Source organism: Shinella zoogloeoides, assembly GCF_033705735.1.
Lineage (GTDB): Bacteria > Pseudomonadota > Alphaproteobacteria > Rhizobiales > Rhizobiaceae > Shinella > Shinella zoogloeoides_A.
Genome location: NZ_CP131130.1, coordinates 3,019,147 through 3,044,035 on the forward strand (window position 1 = coordinate 3,019,147; position 24,889 = coordinate 3,044,035).

Here is a 24,889-nt window from a genome sequence, read left to right on the forward strand (position 1 = left end):
AAGACGTGCGCATTCTACTGGTCGAGGACAACGAAGCCCTGGCGGACGGCCTTTTCGCCATCCTCAAGGGCACCGGCCATGCCGTGGACGTGGTGCGCGACGGCGCTTCGGCCGACGCGGCCATCGCGTCGGAGAATTTCGACCTCGTCATCCTCGACCTGACGCTGCCGGAAATGGACGGGCTCGACGTGCTGCGCGCCATGCGCGCCCGCTCCAGCAAGGCCGCCGTGTTGATCCTGACAGCGCGCGGCGCGCCGGAAGAGCGGGTGCGCGGCCTCGATCTCGGCGCCGACGACTACATGATCAAGCCTTTCGACATCTCCGAATTCGAGGCGCGCGTGCGCATGCTGCTGCGCCGGCAGGCGGGGCTGCGCTCCTCCGCCATCGCCTTCGGCGGCATCGCGCTCGACCTCAATTCCCGCACCTTCTCGGCCGAGGGCGTGCCGCTCGACATTCCCGCCCGCGAACTCGGCCTTCTCGAGATCCTCTTCATGCGCGCCGGCAAGGTGGTCGCCAAGGAAGCCATCATGCAGTCGCTCGCCGCCTTCGACGACGACCTGTCGGCCAATGCCATCGAACAATATGTCAGCCGGCTCCGGAAGCGCCTCGCCCCGCACGGCCTCACCGTGCGCACCGCCCGCGGCATCGGCTACTATCTCGACAAGGCGGCGGCCGCTTGACGCTCCTTCCCGCCGCCTCCCTTCGCCGCCGCCTCCTCCTCTGGCTGCTCGTCTCGACGGCGGTGATCGGCGTCGTCGCCCTCGTCGACACCTATAACGAGGCGGTGACGACGGCGAACAACGTCTCGGACCGCGTGCTCGCCGGCTCGGCGCTCGCCATCGCCGAGCGCGTCGTGGTGACGGAAAACGGCGCGCTGGAGGTCGACATCCCTTATGTCGCGCTGGAAATGCTGACCTCGGCCGCGCAGGACCGCGTCTTCTACCGCGTCGACGGCCCGCCCGGCCGCTTCATCACCGGCTACCAGACCCTGCCGACCATCGCCGAGATGGGCGGCCGGTCGATCGGTTTTGCGGATGCGACCTTCCGCGGCGAGCCGATCCGCATCGCCGTGCTCCAGCGCTCCGCCTCCACCGGCATCAATTCCGTGCCCTTCGCCGTGACCGTCGCCGAAACCACCATCGCCCGCCGCCAGCTGACGCAGACGATCCTCCTGCGCTCGGCGCTGCGCCTTGCCATGATGATCGCGGGCGCCGCCGCCATCGTCTGGATCGCCGTCACCGTCTCGCTGCGTCCGCTCTACAGGCTCGGCGACGCCATCGCCGAGCGCAGCCCGAACGACCTGCACCCCATCGAACAGCGCGCGCCAAGCGAGGTGCAGGGCCTCGTCGACACGGTCAATTCCTTCATGGTGCGCCTGCAATCGGCGCTCGACGCGCTGCGCCACTTCTCCGGCAATGCCAGCCACCAGCTCCGCACGCCGCTCGCCATCGTCCGCACCCAGCTCGCGCTGGCGGGCCGGGCGGCGACGCTGGAGGAGGCGCAGGAGGCCGCACGCAAGGGGGATGCTGCCGTCGCCCATGCCGAGCGCATCCTCGCCCAGCTCCTGCTGATGGCGAAGATCGACGCCGCCGGCTCCAACGAGCCGCAGACGCTCGCCGCCGTCGACATCGCCGCCCTCGCCCAGCAGCTCACCGCCGACCGCGTGCCCGCCGCCGCCGAGGCCGGCATCGACCTCGGCTACGAAGGCGACGGCCCGGCCTTCGCCCGCGTCGAGCCGTTGCTGTTCGGCGAATTGCTGCGCAACCTCGTGGAGAACGCCATCGCCTATGCCGGCCGCGGCGCGGAGGTGACGGTGAGCGTGCGGCAGGGAAGGGATGCGGTGCATCTCACGGTCGAGGACAACGGCCCCGGCATCCCGCCGGAGCGCCGCACGCTCGCGCGCCAGCGATTCGCGCGCGGCGAACATCGCGACGCGCCCGGCATGGGCCTCGGCCTGCCGATCGTCGAGGAGATCGCCGCGCTGTTCGATGCGGCGATGACGCTGGAGAGCGGCCCCGCCGGCTGCGGCCTTCGCGTGGCGATCCGCTTCCCAGCGGCCGGTTAAGGCTTGCGCCAGCCGAGAAGGCCGGGCGCGGCGTGCCAGATCGCCTGCACGGCAAAGCCCATGAAGAGCAGGCCCGACATGCGCACGATGGCAAGCTCGTGGCGGCGATAGAACCGGCGCACCAGGCTCGCACCGATGATCACGACGAGAACGCCGTCCGCCAGCAGGAAGCCGACGAGCGAGGCGCTGAGGAGGAGCGGCAGCGCCTGGAAGTCCAGCGCGTTCGAGGAGCTGGCGAGCAGCGCCGTGAAGGTCGCGAGCGCCACGGGATAGCCCTTGGGATTGGTGAGACCGAAGATCAGGCCACGGCGCAGCGGCCGCTCGACCGTCAGCATCGACGCGCCGTCCGAGCGCTTGCTCGCCCGAAGCGCCGACCAGCCGAGCCAGGCGAGATAGAAGCCGCAGAGGAGGCCGAGCACGTCGAAGACCGTGGTGCCGATGGTCTTTGCCCCGACGATGGCGACGAGCGCGAGGCTGGACCAGACCATGTCGCCGGCAAGATGGCCGCCGAGGAAGAGCGCGCCTGCCTTGCGCCCCTGCCCCGCGCCGATGCCGAGCAGCGCGAGGAACGCCGGCCCGGGGATGAGCACATAGAGCAGGGCAGCCATGAAGGCGCCGAATAGCATGGAACCGGTCATCAGGAATTCCCTCGAATTTCAGGCATTTCAGTCTGCCGCACGGCTTTCGTCAAGGTGGGTCGGCGGGCATTTTTTCACCGCGCAGGGCAGCCATGCATTGCCGCCGCAGCTCGGCGGTTGTCCATTGCCGCGCCAGCCAGTAAGGAAAGCTTACAATAGCCAGAAAGTCATCATGTCCACGCGCCCCGATCCCGATGCCCTCGGTTTCGTCCTTATCGACGTTGCCCGCATGCTGCGTAGCGCCTTCGAGCGCCGCATCGCCACCGCCGGCCTCGGCCTCACGCCGGGCGAGGCCCGCACGCTCGTGCGCATCGCCACGCTGGAAGGCAGCCGCCAGCTCGAGATCGCCCAGCAGATGGGCATCGAGCCGATGACTCTCTCCACCTATCTCGACCGCCTCCAGAGCCTCGGTTTCATCGAGCGCCGGGCCGACCCCGCCGACCGCCGCGCCAAGCTGATCCACACGACGCCGGCCGCCGCCGAGGTCATCGCCCGCATCCGCGTCGAGCAGATCGAGCTGATGCGGCTGGTGACGGATGGCATCGGCGAGGAAGACCTTTCGCTGATGCGTGCGCGCATGAAGCATCTGCGCGCCAACCTTTCGGCCCTCGAGGAAGGCGGCGGCGCCCCTTCCCTCGCCAGTCAGGCGATCCGCTAGAACGGCGAGTTCCAGACGAAAAACCCGCCGCCGTTCCCGGCAGCGGGTTTCCTTCACGATGCGAGAGCGCTCAGCCGCGCTTGTTGCGGGCAGCGAGCGTGCGCAGGCGCAATGCGTTCAGCTTGATGAAGCCGGCGGCGTCCTTCTGGTCGTAGGCGCCCTGGTCGTCCTCGAAGGTGACGAGCTTGTCGGAATAGAGCGACTTCGGCGATTCGCGGCCGGTGACCATGACATTGCCCTTGTAGAGCTTCAGCGTCACCTCGCCCTCGACATGCTCCTGGCTCCGGTCGATCGCGGCCTGCAGCATCTCGCGCTCCGGCGAGAACCAGAAGCCGTAATAGATGAGCTCGGCATAGCGCGGCATCAGCTCGTCCTTGAGATGGGCGGCGCCGCGGTCGAGCGTGATGCTCTCGATGGCGCGGTGCGCAGCGAGCAGGATCGTGCCGCCGGGCGTCTCGTAGACGCCGCGCGACTTCATGCCGACGAAGCGGTTTTCCACGAGGTCGAGGCGGCCGATGCCGTTGTCGCGGCCGTAGTTGTTGAGCGTCGCCAGGATCGTCGCCGGCGACATGCGCACGCCGTTGATCGAGACGGCATCGCCCCGCTCGAAACCGACCTTGATGACGGTCGCCTTGTCGGGTGCCGTTTCCGGCGAGATGGTGCGCATATGCACGTATTCCGGCGCCTCGACGGCCGGGTCTTCCAGCACCTTGCCCTCGGAGGAGGAGTGCAGGAGGTTCGCGTCGACCGAGAACGGCGCTTCGCCCTTCTTGTCCTTGGCGACCGGGATCTGGTGCTGCTCGGCGAATTCGAGCAGATGCGTGCGGCTCTTGAACGACCAGTCGCGCCACGGCGCGATGATCTTGATGTCCGGGTTCAGCGCATAGGCCGAAAGCTCGAAGCGGACCTGGTCGTTGCCCTTGCCGGTCGCGCCGTGCGCGATGGCGTCGGCACCGGTCTTGGCGGCGATCTCGATGAGGTGCTTGGAGATCAGCGGGCGGGCGATGGAGGTGCCGAGCAGGTAGACGCCCTCATAGACCGCATTGGCGCGGAACATCGGGAAGACGAAATCGCGCACGAATTCCTCGCGCACATCCTCGATGAAGATTTCCTTGATGCCGAGCATCTCGGCCTTCTTGCGTGCCGGCTCCAGCTCTTCGCCCTGGCCGAGGTCGGCCGTGAAAGTCACGACTTCCGCGCCGAGTTCCGTCTGAAGCCACTTCAGGATGATCGAGGTATCGAGGCCGCCGGAATAGGCGAGCACGACTTTCTTCACGTCTTTATGTGATGCCATGATGATGAGGTCCGTTGCATGAAGGGCCGCAGCAAACCCGCGAAAGCCCGGTGTCGCGGCACTTTTAGCGAGATTGGCGCGCGGCGCAAGGGCAAGGCCCGGCGCATCGTGACGCAAAGCGGGTTTGACGGCGCCGCGCGCCTCCCCATATTCGGGGAAAGTGGACCATGGAAGGGGACGATCCCATGACGACCATCGAGGACATCATCAAATCCGCCAATGTCGCCGTCATCACCGGCGGCGCCTCCGGCATCGGGCTTGCCGCCGCAAGGCGCTTCGCCGAGGCCGGCATGTGCGTGGCGCTCGCCGACCGCAACGCCGACCAGCTCGGCGAGGCCCGCGCCGAACTCGAAGCCATTGCCGGCGAGGCGAATGTCATGGCCGTCGAGACCGACGTCGCCCACCGGCACGAGCTGGAATCGCTGGAACGCGCCGTTCTCCAGCGCTTCGGCCGCGTGCATGTGCTGATGAACAATGCCGGCATCCAGCCGGACACCTCCATCTTCAGCACTGAAGCCAACTGGGACCATATCCTCGCGGTCAACCTGATGGGCGTCATCCACGGCACGCAGGTCTTCGGCCCGAACATGCTGGCCCATGGCGAGCCCGGCCTCATCATCAATACCGGCTCCAAGCAGGGCATCACCACGCCGCCCGGCAATCCGGCCTACAATGTCTCGAAAGCCGGCGTGAAGGTCTTCACCGAAGCGCTCCAGCACGAATTGCGCAACACGGCGGGCGCGAAGGTTTCCGCCCATCTGCTGATCCCCGGCTTCGTCTTCACCGCCCTGACGAAGGGCGAGCGCACGGAGAAGCCCGGCGCCGCCTGGACGCCGGCCCAGACCGTCGACTTCATGCTGGAAAGCCTTGCGCGCGGCGACTTCTACATCCTCTGCCCGGACAACGACGTCGCCCGCACCCTCGACGAGCGCCGTATGGCCTGGGCGATGGGCGACGTCATCGAGAACCGCCCGCCGCTCTCGCGCTGGCATCCGGATTACGCGGAGAAATTCAAGGCCTTCGCCGAACGTCCCTGAAAGCGTTTCGGCTGGCAATTTTCCGAAAGGCGGATAAGAGTCGCCTCTTTCCGCCTTCCAGAGGATCGCCATGGACTTCGTGCCCGCGCTTGCGACGCTCATCACCTTCGCGGCGACGACATTGCTTCTGGCCGCCACGCCCGGGCCGGACATGACGCTCTCGATCAGCCGCGCCCTGTCGCAGGGCCGCGGCCCGGCGCTCTACGTGGTGCTCGGCACCTGCCTCGGCATCCTCGTGCACACGCTGCTCGTCGCCTTCGGCATCTCGGCTCTCATCGCCGCCTCGCCGACGACCTTCACCATCCTGAAGAGCGGCGGCGCGGCCTATCTGCTGTGGCTCGCCATACAGGCGATCCGCCACGGCACCAGCCTGACGATCAAGGCGGCGGACAGCCCGCGCGGCACCGCGCTCGCCAGCATCTCCACCGGCTTCTGGGTGAACCTGCTCAATCCGAAGGTCGTCATCTTCTTCGTGACGTTCCTGCCGCAGTTCGTCAGCGCCGGCGATCCCCATGTCACGGGCAAGCTGGTCTTCCTCGGCCTGTTCTTCATCGCCGTCGGCATACCCGTCAACATCGCGGTAATCCTTGCCGCCGACCGGCTCGCCGGCTGGCTGCAGCGGAACCCGAAGGCGCTGCGCGGCCTCGACTACACCTTCGCGGGCGTCTTCTCGGTCTTCGCCGTCAAGATCTTCCTGACGCAGGCGCGATAGGAAGCGTCAGCCGATCAGCAGCGCGTCGTCGTCGAGCGTCTGACCGCGCATCTTGCGGAACATGGCGATCAGGTCCTCGACCTCGAGATTCTTGCGGTTGTCGCCGGCGACGTCGAGCACGATCTCGCCGCCATGCAGCATGACAGTGCGGTGCCCGTAGTCGAGCGCCTGGCGCATCGAATGGGTCACCATCAGGGTCGTCAGCTTGCGCTCGGAGACGATCTTCTGGGTGAGGGTCATGATGAATTCCGCCATGCCCGGATCGAGCGCGGCGGTGTGCTCGTCGAGCAGCAGCACGTCGGAGCCGGCAAGCGTCGCCATGACGAGCGAGACCGCCTGCCGCTGGCCGCCGGACAGAAGGTCCATCCGGTCGCGCATGCGGTTCTCGAGCCCGAGATTGAGCTCGGCGATGCGCTCGCGGAAATGCGCGCGGCGCTGCGGCCCGAGCGCCGAGGAAAGGCCGCGCCGTTCGCCGCGCCGGGCGGCGAGCGCAAGGTTCTCCTCGATGGAGAGCGCGCCGCAGCTGCCGGTCAGCGGATCCTGGAAGACGCGGGCGACGCGGCCGGCGCGCGCGGCGGTGCCCTGCCGGGTGACGTCGGTGGTGCCGATCTTCACCTGGCCTTCGCTGGCGATGACGTCGCCGGCAAGAACCCCGAGCAGCGTCGACTTGCCGGCGCCGTTCGAGCCGATGACGGTGACGAACTGGCCTTGATCGATGGTGAGGCTGACGCCGTTCAGCGCCTGCTTCTGCAGCGGCGTGCCCTTGCCGAAGACGACCTTGATATCGGAAACGGAGATCATCAGGCGGCTCCCCCGCGGCGAAGGCGCGGCAGAACGAGCGCCACGGTGACGAGCAGGGCCGTCACGAAGTTGAGGTCCGATGCCTGCAGGCCGAGCACGTCCGAGGAGAGCGCGAGCTGGATGGCGATGCGGTAGAGGATCGAGCCGATGACGCAGCCGATCAAGGCCATCAATATCCCGCGGGCGCCGAACAGCGTCTCGCCGATGATGACGGCGGCAAGGCCGACGACGATGGTGCCGACACCCGACGTGACATCCGCAAAGCCGTTGGTCTGCGCGAAGAGCGCGCCGCCGAGGGCGACCAGCGCGTTGGAGAGCGCGATGCCGAGATAGATCTGCTTGTTGGTGTTGACGCCCTGCGCGCGGGCCATGCGGGCATTCGCCCCCGTCGCGCGCATCGAAAGGCCGGCATCGCTTTCGAGAAAGCGCCAGACGAGGAAGACCGTGACGACGACGAGGATGCCGACGAAGAGCGGCCGCACGTAGAAGTCCCTGAGGCCGAGACCGAAGAAGGGGCTGATCATCGTGTCGGCATTGATGAGCGCGACATTCGGCTTGCCCATGACGCGCAGGTTCACCGAGAAGAGCGCGATCATGGTGAGGATCGAGGCGAGCAGGTTGAGGATGCGGAAGCGCACGTTCAGCATGGCCGTCACGAGGCCGGCGACCGCGCCCGCCACCATGGCGACGGCGGCGGCGAGCCAGGGATTGAGGCCGGCGATGATCAGCACCGCCGTGACGGCCGCGCCGAGCGGAAACGATCCGTCAACGGTCAGGTCCGGAAAATCCAGCACGCGGAAGGCAAGGTAAACGCCGATCGCGACGAAGGCATAGACCAGCCCCAGTTCGACGGCACCCCAGAAGGCAATCAGGCTCACGGCTCTCGGCTTTCCTTGTTCCCCCTCCGCCTCTCGCGGATGGGTCTTTCTAACAGATCAACCGCTGCCGGGCGATCCGGCAGCGGTTGATTCCGGTTGGCAATGTCCGGGAAATCCCGGATTATTCGATCACGCGGGTTGCGCGGCCGACGACGGCTTCCGGAAGGGTAACGCCCATCTTGGCGGCGGCGCCCTTGTTGATGACGAGGTCGGTGCCGGCGGCAACCTTCACGGCGATGTCGCCGGGCTTCTCGCCCTTGAGGATGCGCACGACCACTTCACCGGTCTGACGGCCGACATCCTTGTAGTTGAAGCCGAGCGCCGCGACGGCGCCGCGCGAGACGGAATCCGTGTCGGCGGTGAAGAGCGGGAGCTTGGCTTCCTCGGCAACCGCGACCGCGCCTTCGAGGGCGGAGATGATCGTGTTGTCCGTCGGGACGTAGATCGCGTCGGCGCGGCCGACCAGCGCACGGGCAGCGCCCTGCACTTCGGCGGACTTGGTGGCAGCGGATTCGACGACCGTCAGGCCGGCCTTCTCGGCTTCGGCCTTCAGCACGGCGAGCAGCGAGACGGAATTCGCCTCGCCCGAATTGTAGAGGTAGCCGATGGTCTTCACGTTGGGCAGGATTTCCTTGATCAGCGCCAGATGCTCGGCGACCGGCGACAGGTCGGAAAGGCCGGTGACGTTGCCGCCCGGCTTGTCCATGTCCTTGACGAGCTGCGCGCCGACCGGATCGGAAACGGCGGTGAAGACGATCGGGATGTCCTTCGTCGCGGAAACGACGGCCTGGGCCGAGGGCGTGGAGATCGGCACGATGACGCTCGGATTGTCGCCGACGAACTGGCGGGCGATCTGCGCGGCGGTCGCGGGGTTGCCCTGCGCCGACTCGTAGATGAACTTCAGGTTCTCGCCTTCCTTGTAGCCGGCCGCTTCCAGCGCTTCCTTCACGCCGTCGCGGGCGGCGTCGAGCGCGGGATGTTCGACGATGGCGGTGACGGCAACCGTAACGTCCTCGGCCTTGGCGGGCAGCGCAAGTGCGAGCGTTGCAGCGGCGGCAAGCAGAATATGGCGCATGAAAATCCTCCCTAGAATGATTTTAGGCCGTTTCTAGGCAAAACGGCCGTTCAAATCAATTCTTGGAATCGGTTGGGCCGATCATATTTTCTGATGGAGGGTGCGCTCGGAGCCAAGCCGGGAGGCATGCCCCCTCATCCGGCCCTTTCGGGCCACCTTCTCCCCGAGGGAAGAAAGAAACCACCGCCGCCGCAAGCCCCCTTCTCCCGCCGGGGAGAAGGCGCCGGCAGGCGGATGAGGGGCGCCCTCAGTCGTCCTCGCCGTGGCCGACGATCATCATCGCCTCGAAGGCCATGCGCTCGACCTTGCGCATGCGCTCGGATTCCGACTTGAGCTGGCCGCAGGCGGCGAGAATGTCGCGGCCGCGCGGGGTGCGGATCGGCGAGGCGTAGCCGGCCTGGTTGATGAAGTCGGCAAAACGCTCGATCTGCTCCCAGTCAGAACACTGGTAGTTCGTGCCCGGCCAGGGATTGAAGGGGATGAGGTTGATCTTCGCCGGAATGCCCTTGAGGAGCTGCACCAGCAGCTTGGCGTCCTCCAGCGTGTCGTTGACGTCCTTCAGCATCACATATTCGAAGGTGATGCGCCGCGCGTTCGACAGGCTCGGATAGGCGCGGCAGGCGTCGAGCAGCTCCTTCAGCGGATACTTCTTGTTGATCGGCACCAGCATGTCGCGCAGCTCGTCGCGCACCGCATGCAGCGAGATCGCCAGCATGACGCCGATCTCCGAGCCGGTGCGGTAGATTTCCGGCACGATGCCGGAGGTCGACAGCGTGACGCGGCGCTTGGAGAGCGACAGACCGTCGCCGTCGGTGGCGATGAGGAGCGCCGTCTTGACGCTCTCGAAATTGTAGAGCGGCTCGCCCATGCCCATCATGACGATATTGGAGACCTTGCGGCCTTCCGCCGGCACGATGGCGCCGGCCGGCGTGTCGCGGTCCGGGAAGTCGCCGAGCCGGTCGCGGGCGAGCAGCAGCTGCGAGAGGATTTCCTCGGCCGTCAGGTTGCGCACCAGCTTCTGCGTGCCGGTGTGGCAGAAGGAACAGGTGAGCGTGCAGCCGACCTGGCTGGAAATGCAGAGCGTGCCGCGCCCTTCCTCGGGAATGTAGACGGTTTCGATCTCGACCGGCCGGCCGGCGCCGCGCGCGGGAAAGCGCATCAGCCACTTGCGCGTGCCGTCATTGGAGATCTGCTCGTCGACGATCTCGGGACGGGCGATGGTGAAATGCGTCTTCAGCATTTCGCGCATGTCCTTCGAGACATTCGTCATGTCGTCGAAATCGGAGACGCCGCGCACATAGAGCCAGTGCCAGAGCTGGCTGACGCGCATCTTCACCTGCCGCTCGGCAACGCCCTTCTCGACGAGCGCGCGACCCATATCCTCGCGCGAAAGGCCGATCAGCGTCGGCTTTTCGGCGGCCGGGATGTTGCGGACGACCGGCGCCTTGACGGGCTCGGCCGTGTTGAGAAAGTCCATGCTTGCCATCGGGTCATCCTCAAGAACAGGAAGCGCCTGCGCAGGCTTCCTGCGCCGCAAGCGGTCCATGCTCGACTGAAGTTCAGCGGGCCTTTCGGCGCCGACAGGTGCGGCGGAGGCCCAGTTGCGGGCCCTTTAGCATTGTTCTGGCGGAAAGTCACCTGTCCTGCAAAAGCAAAGGGCCGGCATTTCTGCCGGCCCTTCGTATCGGGAAGAAAGCGCCGCGATCAGCGGCAGCCCTCGATCTGCTTCAGCGCCGCCGAGATGCCGGAGAGCGAATAGGAATAGGAGGTGCCGGTGCCGCGGCGCGACTTGGCCTGCACCGTCATCGACTTGCCGCCCTTCATGGCCGCCACGAGCGCCGGCTCCTCGGCGGCGTTCTCCACCCAGGCCGAATTGCCCTTCGTGAACATGACGAAGGTGCGGTTGTCGATCACGACATTGACCTTGGAGTTTTCCTGCAGCGGATAGCCCATCATCGCCTGCGGCTCGTAGCTGATGTTCTGGCCCGGGCGCTGCGAGACGAGGAAGAACACGTCGCCATGGTCGACGCCGGCGGGGTTCTTCTCCTTGGGAACGGAAAGGACGTAGCAGACCTTGCCGCCCTTTGCCTGATAGGAATAGGCGCCCCAGGCATTGAACTGCTGAATGCGCGTCGGCGTCTGGGCCGAGGCAACGCCTGCGGTCATAAGAACGAGGGCGAGTGCGGTTGCGAGCTTTCTTACGAACATGTTTTCCTGCCGGTTGTCTTGCCATTGATTTCCGGCCGAAAGCCCGAGCCTTCGATACCGGTGTCGGCCACGCATGATGACGATTTGATTTATTTTGACTTAATTCAGGTTACCAAACCGTCAACATACGCTCATTTTAAGAAGGCCATCAGCGCCGCACCGGGACAAGATTGCGTCGAATCTCCGCCGCTGCCTTCCTGCGGAAAGCGGGCGTGCCCAGTCCCGATTTGGTGAGATAGAACCCGTCGAAAGGCCTAAAGGCACAAGGAATAGGGCAAGAATTTGACCCGAATCGGACAAGCCCGCCTAACCCGCGGGTTGCATGTCCGGCTCGTCCGCAAGCGCCTTGTCGGCGGCGGCATAATGGTCCTCGCGAATATGGCCGCGGATCGCCGCAAAGGCCGCCGTCAGCACGGCGATGTCGTCGGAAAAGCCGACGAGCACGAAGAAATCCGGGATGCCGTCGAGCGGCAGGACGAAATAGGCGAGCGCGGCGAGCAGGATGCCGCGGACCTTCGTCGGCGTGCGGGGATCGAGCGCGCAATAGTAGGATGCGACGAGATCGCGGGAAAATGGCACGTAGCGCATCGCGCGCTTGAGCACCGGCCAGAACCGCTTCCGGACGCGCTCGCTCTGGCGCTCCTGTTCGGCCTCGTCTCCGGGCAGGAGGATTTCACCGATCTTCACGTCATCCATGCAGGGCCTCCTTCAGGTGGCGATGCCGGCCTCGAACGGGTGGAAAATCGTCCGGCGGAATTCATATGGGAATGCGATAACGTCCCTTCAACTCTTCGTGCGAAGCGCGGCCGCCGCCTCCATCGCCGAGGCGAGCTTGAAATCGAGCTCCGTCAGACCACCCGCGTCGTGGTTGGTGAGCCGCACCTCGACGCGGTTATAGACGTTGAACCATTCGGGATGATGATTGAACTTCTCCGCCGCCAGCGCCCCCTCGGTCATGAAGCCGAAGGCCTCGCGGAAATTGCGGAATTTGAAGCGCTTCTCGATGGCGATGCCATCGTCCGAGCGCGTCCAGCCGTCAAGCGATGCCAGCGCCTCGGAAATCGCCGCCTCGCCGAGCTTTTCCTGTTTCATCGCACGTTCTCCTTCGCCGATCGACATGGAAACGGCGCCCGAAGGCGCCGTGTTCCGGTTTGGCAGGCGTCAGACGAAGAACTGGCCGCCATTCGCCGAAATGGTCGAGCCGGTGATGAAGCCGGCATCGTCCGAGGCGAGGAAGACGACCACGCGGGCGATCTCCTCCGGCTCGCCGAGGCGCCCGACGGGAATGAGCGGGATGATCCGCTCGTTCAGCACCTTCTCGGGGATGGCGCGCACCATCTCCGTGCCGATATAGCCGGGGCAAATCGCGTTGACGGTGATGCCCTTGGCCGCGCCCTCCTGCGCCAGTGCCTTGGTGAAGCCGAGATCGCCGGCCTTGGCGGCGGAATAGTTCGCCTGGCCCATCTGGCCCTTCTGGCCGTTGATCGAGGAGATGTTGATGACGCGCCCGAAATTGCGGTCGCGCATGCCCGACCACACCGGATGGGTCATGTTGAAGAGGCCGGTGAGGTTGGTGTTGACGACGGCGCCCCACTGGTCGGGCGTCATCTTGTGGAACATGGCGTCGCGGGTGATGCCCGCATTGTTGACGAGCACGTCGACCGGGCCGATATCGGCCTCGACCCTTGCGATCCCCTCCGCGCAGGATTCGTAGCTCGAGACATCCCATTTGTAGACCGGGATGCCCGTTTCCGCCTTGAAGGCGTTGGCGGCATCGTCGTTGCCGGCGTAGTTCGCAGCCACCTTGTATCCCGCGGCCTTCAGCGCGACCGAAATGGCTGCGCCGATGCCCCGCGATCCTCCCGTAACCAATGCTACCCTGCTCATGTGGCTCACTCCCCTTGGCTGTTTTATGAGTCGACCCGTCGCCCCGCCGGCGGCGGGTCATGGCAAAGCAACTTGCAAGCGGATGCTTACATGCGCTCAACGCACATCGCCACGCCCATGCCGCCGCCGATGCACAGCGTGGCAAGCCCCTTCGAGGCGCCGCGGCGCTTCATCTCGAAGAGGAGCGTGTTGAGGATGCGGGCGCCGGACGCACCGATCGGGTGACCGATGGCGATGGCGCCGCCGTTGACGTTGACGATGGACGGATCCCAGCCGAGATCCTTGTTGACGGCGCAGGCCTGGGCCGCGAAGGCTTCGTTGGCCTCGACGAGGTCGAGGTCGCCGATCTTCCAGCCGGCCCTTTCGAGCGCCTTGCGGGAGGCCGGGATCGGGCCCGTGCCCATGATCTTCGGATCGACGCCGGCCGTCGCCCAGGAGACGATGCGGGCGAGCGGCTGGATGCCGCGGCGCGAGGCTTCCGCTTCGCTCATGAGAAGGGCGGCGGCCGCGCCGTCGTTGAGACCGGAGGCGTTGGCCGCCGTCACCGTGCCCTCCTTGTCGAAGGCCGGGCGCAGCTTGGCCATGGATTCGAGCGTCGCGCCGTGGCGGATATATTCATCGGCGTCGACCGTCACGTCACCCTTGCGGGTCTTGACGATGAAGGGGACGATCTCGTCCCTGAAGCGGCCCTCCTTCTGGGCGGCCTCGGCCTTGTTCTGCGAGGCGACGGCGAAGGTGTCCTGCTCGTCGCGCGAGAGCTGCCACTGCTTGGCGACGTTCTCGGCGGTGATGCCCATGTGGTAGCCGTAGAAGGCATCCGTCAGGCCGTCCTTGATCATCGTGTCGATCATCTTGAAGTCGCCCATCTTCACGCCGCCGCGCAGATGCGCGCAATGCGGCGCCATGGACATGGATTCCATGCCGCCGGCGACGATGATGCTCGCATCGCCCGTGGCGATCTGCTGCATGCCGAGCGCGACGGCGCGCAGGCCCGAGCCGCAGAGCTGGTTCATGCCCCAGGCGGTGGCTTCCTGCGGCAGGCCGGCCTTCATGGCGGCCTGGCGGGCCGGGTTCTGGCCTTCGCCGGCCGGCAGCACCTGGCCGAGGATCACCTCGTTCACCTCGCCCACTGCCACGCCCGCGCGCTCCAGAACCGCCGAGATCACGGTCGCGCCCAGTTCGTGGGCGGGCGTGTTGGCGAAGGCTCCGTTGAAGGAACCGACCGCGGTGCGGGCGGCGCTGGCGATGACGATGGACGGGGTGCTCATGGTATGATTCCTCAGTTCTGACGGCCATGCGGCCGGCCTTGGAACCGGGCCGGCGCACGAACGGCGCGAGCCCGGCGGTTCTCCCGAAATCAAAACTGGCAAAGCGAGACAGGAGAGTCAAACGGGATATCCGATGCCGCTAAAATTTCATGGAAGGCGGGGTGCAGCATGAAAATCCATGTTGCGCAGCATTGCTCGCCGCATCGCACAATTCGATTGTCACGGCGCTGCTTTTTGCCGATACTCGCCGGAACCAAAAAAGAAACAGGAATACGGGGATGAGGAGACCCTAATGGCCAGGAACGACGGTCAGATCGTCATCAAGAAATACGCGAACCGCCGCCTCTACAACACCGGCACGAGCACCTATGTCACTCTCGACGATCTTGCGGTCATGGTGAAGAAGGGTGAGGACTTCACCGTGCAGGACGCCAAGTCCGGCGAGGACATCACCCATTCCGTGCTGACCCAGATCATCTTCGAGCAGGAATCCAAGACGGGCAACACGCTGCTGCCCATCTCCTTCCTGCGCCAGCTCATCTCCTACTACGGAGACCAGATGCAGATGGTGGTGCCGAGCTATCTCGAGCACTCCATGCAGGCCTTCACGGAACAGCAGACGCAGATGCGCGAGCAGATCAACAAGACCTTCGGCGACACGCCGCTCGGCAAGAACCTGCAGGTGCCGATGCAGATCGTCGAGGAGACGGTGCGGCGCAATACGGAGATGTTCCAGCAAGCGATGAAGATGTTCTCGCCCTTCGCCAATGCGACGCCGCCCAAGGAAACCCGCAAGGCGGAAGCCAAGGACCTCGACGAGCTCAAGGAGCAGCTTCGCGCGCTCCAGACCAAGCTCGACAATCTCGGCTGATGAAATTTGACCGGCGCGGGGCTTCCCGCGCCGTCAGAGCCCGATCGAAAGGTCGCGGCTCGCCGTGCGGATCGAGACCGCAAAGCCCGCGATGACGTCGATGAAGCAGATGGTCATCAGGATGAAGAAGATCTGCGTCGCCGCGCCCTGCACCAGCAGGAACTCGACCAGGAACACCACGAACAGCACCATCGAGAGCATGTGGTCGAGAAGGGCCCGCGAGCCCGGCCGCGTGGCCTTCAGGATCTCCACGAAGAGCAGCACGAGCGCGATCAGGATGAGAAGGTCGCCGAAGGCCATGGTCCATGTCGTGCCGGACAGCATGTTGACCGCCATCACCTCGCTGTCGAGCACGGCAACGCCGCCATTGCCGAAGAGGCCGGTCATGGCGAGGTTGTAGAGGGCGAAGGGAATGATCAGCAGCGGTATGGCCAGAAGCATGGGGCGACGGTCTCCTACGGCTGCGCCGGCGTGGCCAGCCCGTCCGGTCGTCTTAGCCGAAGAATCGGCTCAAGAAAATGTCGCCCGCAAAAGCGGCGCAAAAGAAAAGGCCCGGTTTCCCGGGCCTTGATCTCGGCTGATGCCGGAAAAGCGGATTATGCGCTTTCCTTCGGCGTCAGAACCTGGCGACCGCGGTACATGCCGGTCTTCAGGTCGATGTGGTGCGGACGGCGCAGTTCGCCCGAGTTCTTGTCTTCCACGTAGGTCGAACCCTTCAGAGCGTCTGCGGAACGGCGCATACCGCGCTTGGACGGGGTCGTTTTTCTTTTCGGTACAGCCATTTGACTAACTCCACTTATCGGGCAAACACATCCCTACGGCACCGGATGGGCGACAGGACATGCCTTTTTCTCGGAAATTGGGCCGGCTTATACATGGCAAAACCCTGCTTGACCAGTCCCCGTGCGGATTTTTTCGACTCCGCCGTCAGACCTCGTCTTCCGGCACGATCCAGGGCTCGGCGAGCGCCGCCGCCTGCCACCTCTGCCAGGCCGGATGCGCCTTCATGCGCGCCATATAGGCAAGGATCGTCTCGTCCCGCGTCAGGCGATAAATCTCCAGCCGGTTGACCACCGGCGCATACATCGCGTCGGCCGCCGAGAAGCTGCCGAACAGGAACGGCCCGCCCGAGCGCGCCAGCGCGTCCTTCCAGATCGTCTCGATGCGGGCGACGTCCTCCGTCACGCCGTCGGCAAGGTCGATGCTGCCGGGCGTGCGGCGGATGTTCATCGGGCAGGCATTGCGCAACGCACGGAAGCCGGAGAGCATTTCCATCGAGATCGCCCGCGCCTCGGCGCGCGCCACCCGGTCCTGCGGCCAGATGCCGGCATCCGGAAAGAGCTCGGCGACATATTCGATGATGGCGAGCGATTCCCAGACCTTGACGTCGCCGTGCTGCAGCAGGGGCACCCGGCCCGTCGGCGAGACCTTGCGGATTTCCGGGTTGCCGGCGGCGAAATCGAACGGGATCACCCGGTCGGTGAACGGCACGCCCGCCGCCGCCATGGCGATCCAGGGCCGGAAGGACCAGGAGGAGTAGTTCTTGTTGCCGACATAGAGGACGAGGTCTGTCATTTCAGGCTCCTTTAAGCGGGCTGGACCCTAGGCGCCCAGGACCGCGAGCGCCAATGAAAAGCCCTGAACTCACTCATAAAGGCACTTGATGTATTCGCCGGAACGGTTTGCGCGATGCTCGATCAGCCGCGCCAGCCGCTGCAGGCCGCGGCCCGGCTTGCCGGCATTGCGCTCGTAGGGGTTGGGCAGCGAGACGGCGAGAAGCGAGGCCTGCCGGCGCGAGAGCTTTGCGGCCGGCACGTTGAAATGGTGCTGCGCCGCCGCCTCGATGCCGTAGATGCCCGGCCCCCATTCGGCGATGTTGAGATAGATCTCCATCAGCCGCCGCTTGCTCCAGACGAAATCCGCCGCCACCGCCAGCGGCACCTCCATCGCCTTGCGCAGGAAGGAGCGGCCGTTCCACAGGAAGAGGTTCTTCGCCGTCTGCATGGGGATGGTGCTCGCCCCGCGCGTCTGCTCGCCGGCCAGCGCCTCGTTCACCACGGCGCGCATCTCGCCCCAGTCGACGCCGGAATGGCGGCAGAACTGCCCGTCCTCCGACATCATCACCGCCTGAACGAGATTGGGCGAGATATCCTCGAAGGAAACCCATTGCCGGTCGTAGCCGCGCAGCAGCACGAGGTCGCGCAGCATCAGCGTGGAGACGGGGTGGACGAAGGCGAGCGTATAGAGGAGGATCAGCGCATAGGGCAGCGCGATCAGGGCCACAACGGCGAGGACAAGTCGGCGCCTGCTCCGGCGAAGCCGGCTCATCCAGCCGTCCCTCTCACCGGTTTCAACCTCCATGTCCGTCCGTGTTTCCGGTACGATGTCCAAGTGCCGGCGCCCATCCATCCCGCGTTGCGCCTTCATACCGTCCCGGCTCGGCAAAAACCAGCGCCGGGCCGCGATTCTTTGCCGCCGTCCCGGCATTCCCGTTGCTTCGCCGGGGAGCCCATGCCAAAGAGCGGCGATGAGCGAACGTCACCAGGAATTCCAGTCCCTTCTCAAGAGCAATGCCGAGGCGGTGGAAGCCCTTCTCGAACGACTGCTCTCGGCCGAGATTGAGGCCGGCGAGATCGCCCGGCCGGAACGCCTGCTGGCCGCCATGCGCCATGGCGTGCTGAACGGCGGCAAGCGGCTGCGTCCCTTCCTCGTCGTCGAGTCCGCCGCGCTCTTCCCCAATGTCGAGCGCGAGGCGACCTTGCGCATCGGCGCGGCGCTCGAATGCATCCATTGCTACTCGCTCGTCCATGACGACCTGCCGGCAATGGACGACGACGACCTTCGCCGCGGCCAGCCGACCGTGCACATCGCCTTCGACGAGGCCTTGGCCATCCTTGCCGGCGATAGCCTTCTGACGCTCGCCTTCGACATCGTCGCCGCGCCCGAAACACGCCTGCCCGACGCCACCAAGACGGCGCTGGTGCTGGCGCTCGCCCGCGCCGCCGGCATCGGCGGCATGGCCGGCGGACAGGTGCTGGACCTTGCGGCTGAAAAGCAGGCTCCCGACGAGGACGGCATCGTGACGCTGCAAGCCATGAAGACCGGCGCGCTGCTGCGCTTTGCCTGCGAGGCCGGCGCCATCATCGCCGGCGCCTCGGCGGAGGACCGCGCCACGCTGCGCCGCTACGGCGAGACGGTGGGCCTCGCCTTCCAGATCGCCGACGACCTGCTCGACCTCACCGCCGATGCGCAAACCATGGGCAAGGCGACCGGCAAGGACGCCGAACGCGGCAAGGCCACGCTCGTTTCCCGCCGCGGCCAGGCATGGGCGGAAAATCGCCTGAAGGAACTTGTCACGGAGGCCGAGGCGCTTCTTGCGCCGTTCAGCCATCGGGCCGGAATCCTCGTCGAAACCGCCCATTTCATCGCCAATCGCAGGAACTGACGTCATGAGCAAATTCTGGTCGCCGATCGTCGCCACGCTCAAGCCCTATGTCGCAGGCGAGCAGCCGCGCATTCCCAACCTCATCAAGCTCAACACCAACGAAAACCCCTACGGCCCCTCGCCCAAGGCCATCGCCGCCATGCAGGCCGCCGTCGCCGACAGCCTGAAGCTCTACCCGGATCCCAGCGCACTGGCGCTGCGCCAGTCCATCGCCCGCTTCTACGGCGTGGAAGCCGACGAGGTCTTCGTCGGCAACGGCTCGGACGAGGTGCTGGCGCACGCCTTCGTCGCCCTCCTCAAGCATGAGCAGCCGCTGCTCTACCCCGACATCACCTACAGCTTCTACCCGACCTATTGCCGCCTCTTCGGCATCGAGTCGGTCGAGGTTGCGCTGAAGGACGATTTCACCATCGATCTTGCGGACTACGATCACCCCGCTGGCGCGATCATCCTGCCGAACCCCAACGCGCCGACCGGCATCGGCCTGCCGCTCGCTGCCATCGAAAAGCTCGTCGCCGCGCACCCGGACCAGCCGGTGGTGATCGACGAGGCCTATATCGATTTCGGCGGCGAGAGCGCGATCCCGCTGACGAAGAAATACGACAACCTCCTCGTCGTCCACACGCTCTCCAAGTCCCGTTCGCTGGCGGGCCTTCGCGTCGGCTACGCCATCGGCCAGCGCCCGCTGATCGATGCGCTGGAGCGCGTGAAGGACAGCTTCAACTCCTATCCGCTCGACCGCGTGGCCCAGGCCGGCGCGACCGCCGCCATCGACGATCGCGAATGGTTCGACGCGACGCGCGGCAAGGTCATCGAGTCCCGCGAGCGGGTGACGGGCGCGCTGCGCCAGCGCGGCTTCGAGGTGCTGCCCTCGCAGGCGAATTTCGTCTTTGCCCGCCATCCAGACCACAGCGGCGAGGCGCTTGCAAAAAGTCTGCGCGAGCGCGCCGTTCTGGTGCGCCATTTCGCCAAGCCCCGCATCTCGGATTTCCTGCGCATCACCATCGGCACGCCCGAGGAATGCGACCGGCTGATCGCAGCGCTGGAAGACATCCTCTAGGATCGCAAACCGCGACAGCGCCCCCTTCCGGCCCGGCGGCTGGAAGGGGGACATGTGGTGCAATTCTCCGGCTTGGAGCGTGCGAAACGCTCCGTTATCGTCCACCGACATTCAGCGGTGGCCCATGACCGATCTTACACCCTACCTGCCCCAGCTTGCCGTCGCGTGGACGGCCTATTTCATCGCCACCGCCTCACCCGGCCCGGCGATCATCGCCATCATCGCGACGTCCATCAGCCAGGGCCGGCGCGCCGGCTTGACACTGGCATCCGGCGTGCTGACGGGTTCCTATATCTGGGCGATCCTCACGGCATCGGGCCTCTCCGCCCTCATCCGCACCTATGGCGAAGCGATTATCGTGCTGAAGATCGTCGGCGGTTGCTATCTGCTGTGGCTTGCCTGGAATGCCTATCGCGCGGCCCGCAAGAGCGAGGAGACCTATCGCGCGCAGATGGCGGCCCTGCCGGCGCTTTCGCCGCGGCGGCAGTATCTCAAGGGCCTCGGCATCCACCTCACCAATCCCAAGGCGATCTTCAACTGGATCATGCTGACATCGCTCGGCATGCCGCCGGGTGCGCCGGGCGGCGTCATGGCAACCTTCATCGCCGGCTGCATGGTGATGGGGGTCTGCGTCTTCCTCGGCTTCGCGCTGGTGTTTTCGCTCGGCCCGGTCCACCGCGCCTACCTGAAGGCGCGCCGCGGCATCGAAGGCGTGATGGCCGCCTTCTTCGCCTTTGCCGGCTTCAAGCTGCTGACGACGCGCCTGTAACTACTCGGCCGCCGCCTGGCCCTGCCCGTAACGCTTCTCGATATAGTCGTTGACCAGCGCCTCGAATTCGCCGGCGATATCGGTGCCGCGCAGCGTCATCGCCTTCTTGCCGTCGACATAGACGGGCGCGATGGGGAGTTCTCCGGTGCCCGGCAGCGAGATGCCGATATCGGCATGCTTGCTCTCGCCCGGCCCGTTGACGATGCAGCCCATGACGGCGACCTTGAGGCCCTCGACACCCGGATATTTCTCACGCCAGACCGGCATGTTCTTGCGGATGTCGTCCTGGATTTTCTGCGCCAGCTCCTGGAAGACCGTCGAGGTCGTGCGTCCGCAGCCGGGACATGCGGCGACGACGGGGATGAACTGGCGGAAGCCCATGACCTGCAGCAGCTCCTGCGCCACCTGCACCTCGCGCGTGCGGTCGCCGCCGGGCTCGGGCGTCAGCGAGATGCGGATCGTGTCGCCGATGCCCTGCTGCATGAGGATGCCGAGCGAGGCCGAGGAGGCGACCACGCCCTTGGTACCCATGCCGGCCTCCGTCAGGCCGAGATGCAGCGCATGGTCGGAGCGGGCCGACAGCATCGCATAGACGGCGATGAGGTCCTGCACGTTGGAGACCTTGGCCGACAGGATGATGTGGTCGCGCGGCAGGCCGATCTCCTCGGCAAGCTCGGCCGAGAGCAGCGCCGACTGGCAGATCGCCTCGCGCATCACCTGCTGGGCGGTGAGCGGGAAACCCCTGTCCTGGTTCTCGTCCATCAGCCGGGTCAGGAGCTCCTGGTCGAGCGAGCCCCAGTTGACGCCGATACGCACCGGCTTGTCGTGGCGGATCGCCGTTTCGACGATGGCGGCGAACTGGCGGTCCTTCTTGTCCTTGAAACCGACATTGCCGGGATTGATGCGGTACTTCGCCAGCGCCTCGGCGCAGGCCGGGTGATCGGCCAGCAGCTTGTGGCCGATATAGTGGAAGTCGCCGACGAGCGGCACATCCAGGCCGAGACGCAGCAGTCGCTCGCGGATCTTCGGCACCGCCGCCGCGCTCTCGTCGCGGTCGACCGTGATGCGCACGATCTCGGAGCCGGCCCGGTGAAGGGCGGCAACCTGCGCCACCGTCGCATCCACATCGGCCGTGTCCGTGTTCGTCATCGACTGGACGACGACGGGCGCCCCGCCGCCGACGAGCACGCCGCCGACATCGACGCCGACGGACACGCGCCGCGGCTTCGGTTCAAAATCGAAGGAAAAGGACATTTTGGAGCCTCTTGCTCGAAAGCGGCCGCGCGGGCGCGACCTTTGCCCTCAGGTGGATCAGGAAATGTGGCTTGTCAACCGTCAGGGCGATTTCAGTGCCGCTCGCGCACGTCCGCATGCACCGCGTGGTGCGAGAGCGCCAGCACGACGATGAAGAGGAGCGGCAGGAGCGTGAAGATCATCGCGAAACCGACATGCTCGGCGATGAAGCCGATGAAGGAGGGCGCGAAAAGCGAGCCGGAATAGCCCATGACCGTCGCGACCGACAGCGCCACGCCCTGCGCATAGCCCGGCAGGTTGCCGGCGGCGGAAAAGGCGATGGGCACCATGTTGGAAATGCCGACGCCGCAGAGCGCGAAGCCGGCTATCGCCACATAGGCGTTCGGCGCCGTGCCGGCCACCACCATGCCGAGGATCGCCATGACCGTGCAGAAGCGCAGCGTCTTCACCGCGCCGAAACGGTCGCGCACATGATCGCCGGCAAAGCGCATGACGGCCATGGTCAGCGAGAAGGTGCCGAAGGCGAAGCCCGAAAGCGCCAGCGACGCGCCGAGTTCGTTGCGCACGTAGAGCGCGCCCCAGTCGAGGATCGCCCCTTCCGGCACCATGCAGAACAGCGCCATCAGGCCGATCAGCCAGGGCAGCGGCGTCAGCGGCAGGCGCACCTTCTGGCGCTCCTCGCCCGGATGGTGCGCATCGTGCAGGATGCGCGGCCAGACGAGAACCAGCATCGCCGCCCCGGCGACGGTGAGCAGGGCAGCATGGCCCATCACCCCGAGCGCCTCCATGAGAAAGCCGCCGGTTGCCGCGCCGATGAAGGCGCCGAGGCTCCAGAACGCATGGCAGGACGACATGATCGCCCGGCGCATGGATTTCTCCACTTCGACCGCATTGCCGTTCATGGCGACATCCATCCCGCCCATCAGCCCGCCGAAGAGGAAGACGGCGATGGCGCCGAGCGGGATCGTCGGTGCGGCAGACAGCAGCAGCATGGTGGTGAGGAAGAGGATCGTCGCGCCCTTCACCGTGCGCGTCGTGCCGAAATGGGCGATCAGCACGCCGGCGATCGGCATCAGGATCAGCGAGCCGATGCCGAAGCACATGATCATCAGGCCGAGCCCGGCCTCCGTCAGCCCGAAGCGCGCGGCGAATTCCGGAATCTTCGGCGCCCAGGCGCCGGCGAAGGTGCCGTTCAGCAGGAAGAGGCCCGACACGGCGAGCCGCGTCGGCGGAAAATAGGTCCCGGTGAAGGATTTGCCGGCAAGGGCGGTTTCGGACGTCGTCATGGAAGGTCTTTCGGGATTGCGCCGGACTCAGCCGGCCCGCAGGGTTTCGATGCCGGCCACCTTCAGCGCAGCCGCCTCCTCGTCGTCCGCATCCGCCTCGATCACGACCTGCGCCACGCGGGAAAGCGGCACGACCGAATAGGGGGCTGCGGTGGAAAGCTTGTCATTGGTCGCCACGACCATCACGGTGCGGCTGCGCGAAGCGAGGAAACGCTTGAACTCCGCCTCCTCGAAGCTCCCGGCAGTCACGCCCGCCTCCGGATCGATGCCGCAGACGCCGAGGACGAGGATATCCGGGCGCAGCGCCTCGGCATCGCGCATCGCCTTGGCGCCGATCGCAGCACCCAGGCGGGCGTCGATCAGGCCGCCGAGCTGGATGGTCGTAAGATCGCGCTCCAGGAGCGCCGCGGCGATGGCCGGCGCATTGGTGGCGACCGTCAGGCCTTGGCCGGCAGGCAGCGCGCGGGCGAGCGCAAGATTGGTGCTGCCGGCATCGAGGAAGACCGTGGCGCCCGCGGGAACCAGCGTCGCCGCCGCCCGCGCCAGCGCCGCCTTGCGCGCGCCGCCGATAGTCATGCGCTCGTTCATCGTGGTCGAAGCCGGCGAAATCCGCAGCGCCCCGCCATAGACCCGCTGGCAAAACCCGGACGCCGCCATCTCGCGCAGGTCCCGCCGGATCGTATCCTCGGAAACGCCCAGCTCCTGCGCCAGCTCCGCCGCGATCACCCGCCCCGAAAGGTCGAGCCGCATGCGAATGAGCGCCTGCCGCTCGCCAAGAAGAAGATCCTGTACCGACATCACCAAACCAAATCATGCACGATTACGCGTCAATACGCATGAATTGGCAAAATCGTCAATGAACAGGCAGGTCACGTTTCGTTGCAGGCGGATGCGGCCCGGCAAGTCTTCGAATGGCATAATGAGAAAGAATGGTCATCGCGTGGTTCATCGCGCCGGCGGCCGCCCGCCTGCAAATTCTTTCCCTTTCGCCAAAACATGCGCTAAGGGCATCAGCCATGATCAAGCGGGCCCCCACAGACCAGACTTTCGTCGTCCTTCTCGGCGGCGCGCTCGCCGTGACGCCGCGTCTTCGCGCGGATGTCGCCGGGGCCCGGGTCGTGGCCGCGGATGGCGGGATGCGGCACGCCGCAGCGCTCGGCCTAACGCCCGAAATCTGGGTCGGCGATTTCGATTCCACGCCGCCGGAACTCCTGGCCGCCTGGTCCGGCATAGAGCGCCAGCCCTGGCCCGCCGCCAAGAACGAGACCGACGGCGCGCTCGCCGTTTCCGTCGCGGCGGAGCGGGGCGCGAAGAACATCGTGCTTGCCGGCGCGCTCGGCGGCGAACGCAGCGACCATGCGCTGATGCACCTCATCCACGCCGTCTCGCTGGAAGAGGAGGGCTTTTCGATCAAGCTCACCTCCGGCGAGGAGGAAGCCTGGCCGCTGCTGCCGGGCAGCCGCGAGATCGACCTGCCGCAGGGCAGCCTCTTTTCCGTGCTCGGCCTTTCTCCGCTCGCCGGCCTTTCGCTCGGCAATGTACGTTACCCGCTCAGCGATTTCACATTGCCCTTCGGCGCGTCCCGCACCATTTCCAATGTCGCGGAAGGCCCGATCCGCCTTTCGCTCGCCTCCGGCCGCGCGATCCTCATCGCCCGGCCCTATGACCTTTCAGGAGCCTGAC

At 66.0% G+C, this 24,889-nt stretch carries 28 protein-coding genes; 10 read left to right on the plus strand and 18 right to left on the minus strand.

Features of this window, described 5'->3' with window-relative positions:
• Positions 1-5: 5 nt before the first annotated feature.
• Together ShzoTeo12_RS15000 and ShzoTeo12_RS15005 are read left to right on the plus strand one after the other, a co-directional pair.
• Positions 6-680: a response regulator transcription factor gene (locus tag ShzoTeo12_RS15000; protein WP_318910199.1), complete on the plus strand. Its 675-nt coding sequence runs from the start codon at positions 6-8 to the stop codon at positions 678-680.
• Positions 677-2,065, plus strand: coding sequence for a sensor histidine kinase (locus tag ShzoTeo12_RS15005; protein WP_318910200.1), 1,389 nt, complete (start codon positions 677-679; stop codon positions 2,063-2,065). Before ShzoTeo12_RS15000 ends, ShzoTeo12_RS15005 begins: the two co-directional genes overlap by 4 nt.
• Here the strand turns inward: ShzoTeo12_RS15005 and ShzoTeo12_RS15010 are convergent.
• Positions 2,062-2,703 carry a LysE family translocator gene (locus ShzoTeo12_RS15010; RefSeq protein WP_318910201.1) on the minus strand — a complete coding sequence of 214 codons (642 nt, stop codon included), beginning with the start codon at positions 2,701-2,703 and terminating at the stop codon, positions 2,062-2,064. The two genes, ShzoTeo12_RS15005 and ShzoTeo12_RS15010, sit on opposite strands and share 4 nt — an antisense overlap.
• A gap of 172 nt (positions 2,704-2,875) precedes the next feature.
• On the opposite strand from ShzoTeo12_RS15010, the gene ShzoTeo12_RS15015 reads away from it, so the two are divergent.
• On the plus strand, positions 2,876-3,361 hold the full coding sequence (locus ShzoTeo12_RS15015) for a MarR family winged helix-turn-helix transcriptional regulator (protein ID WP_119259027.1): 486 nt from the start codon (positions 2,876-2,878) through the stop codon (positions 3,359-3,361).
• Between the two features lie 70 nt (positions 3,362-3,431).
• Here the strand turns inward: ShzoTeo12_RS15015 and ShzoTeo12_RS15020 are convergent, their stop codons facing one another.
• On the minus strand, positions 3,432-4,655 hold the full coding sequence (locus tag ShzoTeo12_RS15020) for an argininosuccinate synthase (protein WP_119259047.1): 1,224 nt from the start codon (positions 4,653-4,655) through the stop codon (positions 3,432-3,434).
• Between the two features lie 185 nt (positions 4,656-4,840).
• Here ShzoTeo12_RS15020 and ShzoTeo12_RS15025 point away from each other — a divergent pair, with 185 nt between their 5' ends.
• Together ShzoTeo12_RS15025 and ShzoTeo12_RS15030 are read left to right on the plus strand one after the other, a co-directional pair.
• Positions 4,841-5,692, plus strand: coding sequence for an SDR family NAD(P)-dependent oxidoreductase (locus ShzoTeo12_RS15025; RefSeq protein ID WP_318910202.1), 852 nt, complete (start codon positions 4,841-4,843; stop codon positions 5,690-5,692).
• Between the two features lie 70 nt (positions 5,693-5,762).
• A complete protein-coding gene (locus tag ShzoTeo12_RS15030) occupies positions 5,763-6,404 on the plus strand; it encodes a LysE family translocator (RefSeq protein WP_318910203.1) in 642 nt (213 codons plus the stop codon).
• 6 nt (positions 6,405-6,410) lie between these two features.
• Here ShzoTeo12_RS15030 and ShzoTeo12_RS15035 read toward each other — a convergent pair whose 3' ends face one another.
• From ShzoTeo12_RS15035 to ShzoTeo12_RS15075, 9 genes are all read right to left on the minus strand, one after another.
• A complete protein-coding gene (locus tag ShzoTeo12_RS15035) occupies positions 6,411-7,205 on the minus strand; it encodes an ABC transporter ATP-binding protein (protein WP_119259029.1) in 795 nt (264 codons plus the stop codon).
• Positions 7,205-8,083, minus strand: coding sequence for an ABC transporter permease (locus ShzoTeo12_RS15040; protein WP_318910204.1), 879 nt, complete (start codon positions 8,081-8,083; stop codon positions 7,205-7,207). Before ShzoTeo12_RS15040 ends, ShzoTeo12_RS15035 begins: the two co-directional genes overlap by 1 nt.
• A 121-nt stretch (positions 8,084-8,204) precedes the next feature.
• Positions 8,205-9,158, minus strand: a complete 954-nt coding sequence (locus tag ShzoTeo12_RS15045; RefSeq protein ID WP_119259031.1) for an ABC transporter substrate-binding protein — start codon at positions 9,156-9,158, stop codon at positions 8,205-8,207.
• A gap of 247 nt (positions 9,159-9,405) precedes the next feature.
• Positions 9,406-10,635 (minus strand): 23S rRNA (adenine(2503)-C(2))-methyltransferase RlmN, encoded by a 1,230-nt coding sequence (gene rlmN, locus ShzoTeo12_RS15050; protein ID WP_413251153.1) that lies wholly within the window; start codon positions 10,633-10,635, stop codon positions 9,406-9,408.
• A gap of 227 nt (positions 10,636-10,862) precedes the next feature.
• Positions 10,863-11,366, minus strand: a complete 504-nt coding sequence (locus tag ShzoTeo12_RS15055; RefSeq protein WP_119259033.1) for an invasion associated locus B family protein — start codon at positions 11,364-11,366, stop codon at positions 10,863-10,865.
• Positions 11,367-11,672: 306 nt separating this feature from the next.
• A complete protein-coding gene (locus ShzoTeo12_RS15060) occupies positions 11,673-12,062 on the minus strand; it encodes a YkvA family protein (protein WP_119259034.1) in 390 nt (129 codons plus the stop codon).
• An 87-nt stretch (positions 12,063-12,149) separates the two neighbouring features.
• Complete coding sequence (locus ShzoTeo12_RS15065; RefSeq protein WP_318910206.1) at positions 12,150-12,458, minus strand: 4a-hydroxytetrahydrobiopterin dehydratase; 309 nt, start codon at positions 12,456-12,458, stop codon at positions 12,150-12,152.
• A 69-nt stretch (positions 12,459-12,527) separates the two neighbouring features.
• Entirely contained in the window at positions 12,528-13,253 is a 726-nt protein-coding gene (locus ShzoTeo12_RS15070; protein WP_318910207.1) for a beta-ketoacyl-ACP reductase, read from the minus strand.
• Between the two features lie 86 nt (positions 13,254-13,339).
• Positions 13,340-14,521 carry an acetyl-CoA C-acetyltransferase gene (locus ShzoTeo12_RS15075; RefSeq protein WP_313194764.1) on the minus strand — a complete coding sequence of 394 codons (1,182 nt, stop codon included), beginning with the start codon at positions 14,519-14,521 and terminating at the stop codon, positions 13,340-13,342.
• 292 nt (positions 14,522-14,813) lie between these two features.
• Between ShzoTeo12_RS15075 and phaR the strand changes: the two genes are divergently transcribed.
• Positions 14,814-15,392, plus strand: a complete 579-nt coding sequence (gene phaR, locus ShzoTeo12_RS15080) for a polyhydroxyalkanoate synthesis repressor PhaR (RefSeq protein ID WP_119259038.1) — start codon at positions 14,814-14,816, stop codon at positions 15,390-15,392.
• Positions 15,393-15,425: 33 nt separating this feature from the next.
• Here the strand turns inward: phaR and ShzoTeo12_RS15085 are convergent, their stop codons facing one another.
• From ShzoTeo12_RS15085 to mtgA, 4 genes are all read right to left on the minus strand, one after another.
• Positions 15,426-15,833, minus strand: coding sequence for a hypothetical protein (locus ShzoTeo12_RS15085; protein ID WP_119259039.1), 408 nt, complete (start codon positions 15,831-15,833; stop codon positions 15,426-15,428).
• Positions 15,834-15,988: 155 nt separating this feature from the next.
• A complete protein-coding gene (gene rpmF / locus ShzoTeo12_RS15090) occupies positions 15,989-16,174 on the minus strand; it encodes a 50S ribosomal protein L32 (RefSeq protein WP_119257782.1) in 186 nt (61 codons plus the stop codon).
• 145 nt (positions 16,175-16,319) lie between these two features.
• Positions 16,320-16,967 carry a glutathione S-transferase family protein gene (locus ShzoTeo12_RS15095; protein ID WP_318910208.1) on the minus strand — a complete coding sequence of 216 codons (648 nt, stop codon included), beginning with the start codon at positions 16,965-16,967 and terminating at the stop codon, positions 16,320-16,322.
• A gap of 69 nt (positions 16,968-17,036) precedes the next feature.
• A complete protein-coding gene (gene mtgA, locus ShzoTeo12_RS15100; protein WP_413251102.1) occupies positions 17,037-17,819 on the minus strand; it encodes a monofunctional biosynthetic peptidoglycan transglycosylase in 783 nt (260 codons plus the stop codon).
• A 100-nt stretch (positions 17,820-17,919) separates the two neighbouring features.
• Here mtgA and ShzoTeo12_RS15105 point away from each other — a divergent pair, with 100 nt between their 5' ends.
• The 3 genes from ShzoTeo12_RS15105 (at position 17,920) to ShzoTeo12_RS15115 (ending at position 20,666) form a co-directional block, all read left to right on the plus strand.
• Positions 17,920-18,837, plus strand: a complete 918-nt coding sequence (locus ShzoTeo12_RS15105) for a farnesyl diphosphate synthase (RefSeq protein WP_318910209.1) — start codon at positions 17,920-17,922, stop codon at positions 18,835-18,837.
• 4 nt (positions 18,838-18,841) lie between these two features.
• Positions 18,842-19,897 carry a histidinol-phosphate transaminase gene (hisC, locus tag ShzoTeo12_RS15110; protein ID WP_318910210.1) on the plus strand — a complete coding sequence of 352 codons (1,056 nt, stop codon included), beginning with the start codon at positions 18,842-18,844 and terminating at the stop codon, positions 19,895-19,897.
• Positions 19,898-20,021: 124 nt separating this feature from the next.
• On the plus strand, positions 20,022-20,666 hold the full coding sequence (locus ShzoTeo12_RS15115) for a LysE family translocator (protein WP_318910211.1): 645 nt from the start codon (positions 20,022-20,024) through the stop codon (positions 20,664-20,666).
• On the opposite strand, the gene ispG is transcribed toward ShzoTeo12_RS15115, so the two are convergent.
• The 3 genes from ispG to ShzoTeo12_RS15130 all read right to left on the minus strand — a co-directional run bounded on the left by ispG (position 20,667) and on the right by ShzoTeo12_RS15130 (position 24,004).
• Complete coding sequence (gene ispG / locus ShzoTeo12_RS15120) at positions 20,667-21,920, minus strand: flavodoxin-dependent (E)-4-hydroxy-3-methylbut-2-enyl-diphosphate synthase (protein ID WP_318910212.1); 1,254 nt, start codon at positions 21,918-21,920, stop codon at positions 20,667-20,669.
• Between the two features lie 92 nt (positions 21,921-22,012).
• Positions 22,013-23,206, minus strand: a complete 1,194-nt coding sequence (locus ShzoTeo12_RS15125; RefSeq protein ID WP_318910213.1) for an MFS transporter — start codon at positions 23,204-23,206, stop codon at positions 22,013-22,015.
• A 27-nt stretch (positions 23,207-23,233) separates the two neighbouring features.
• Entirely contained in the window at positions 23,234-24,004 is a 771-nt protein-coding gene (locus ShzoTeo12_RS15130) for a DeoR/GlpR family DNA-binding transcription regulator (RefSeq protein ID WP_318910214.1), read from the minus strand.
• 218 nt (positions 24,005-24,222) lie between these two features.
• Between ShzoTeo12_RS15130 and ShzoTeo12_RS15135 the strand changes: the two genes are divergently transcribed.
• The gene (locus tag ShzoTeo12_RS15135) at positions 24,223-24,888 is read left to right on the plus strand and encodes a thiamine diphosphokinase (RefSeq protein WP_318910215.1); all 666 of its coding nucleotides are present in this window, start codon (positions 24,223-24,225) and stop codon (positions 24,886-24,888) included.
• Position 24,889: the final 1 nt, after the last annotated feature.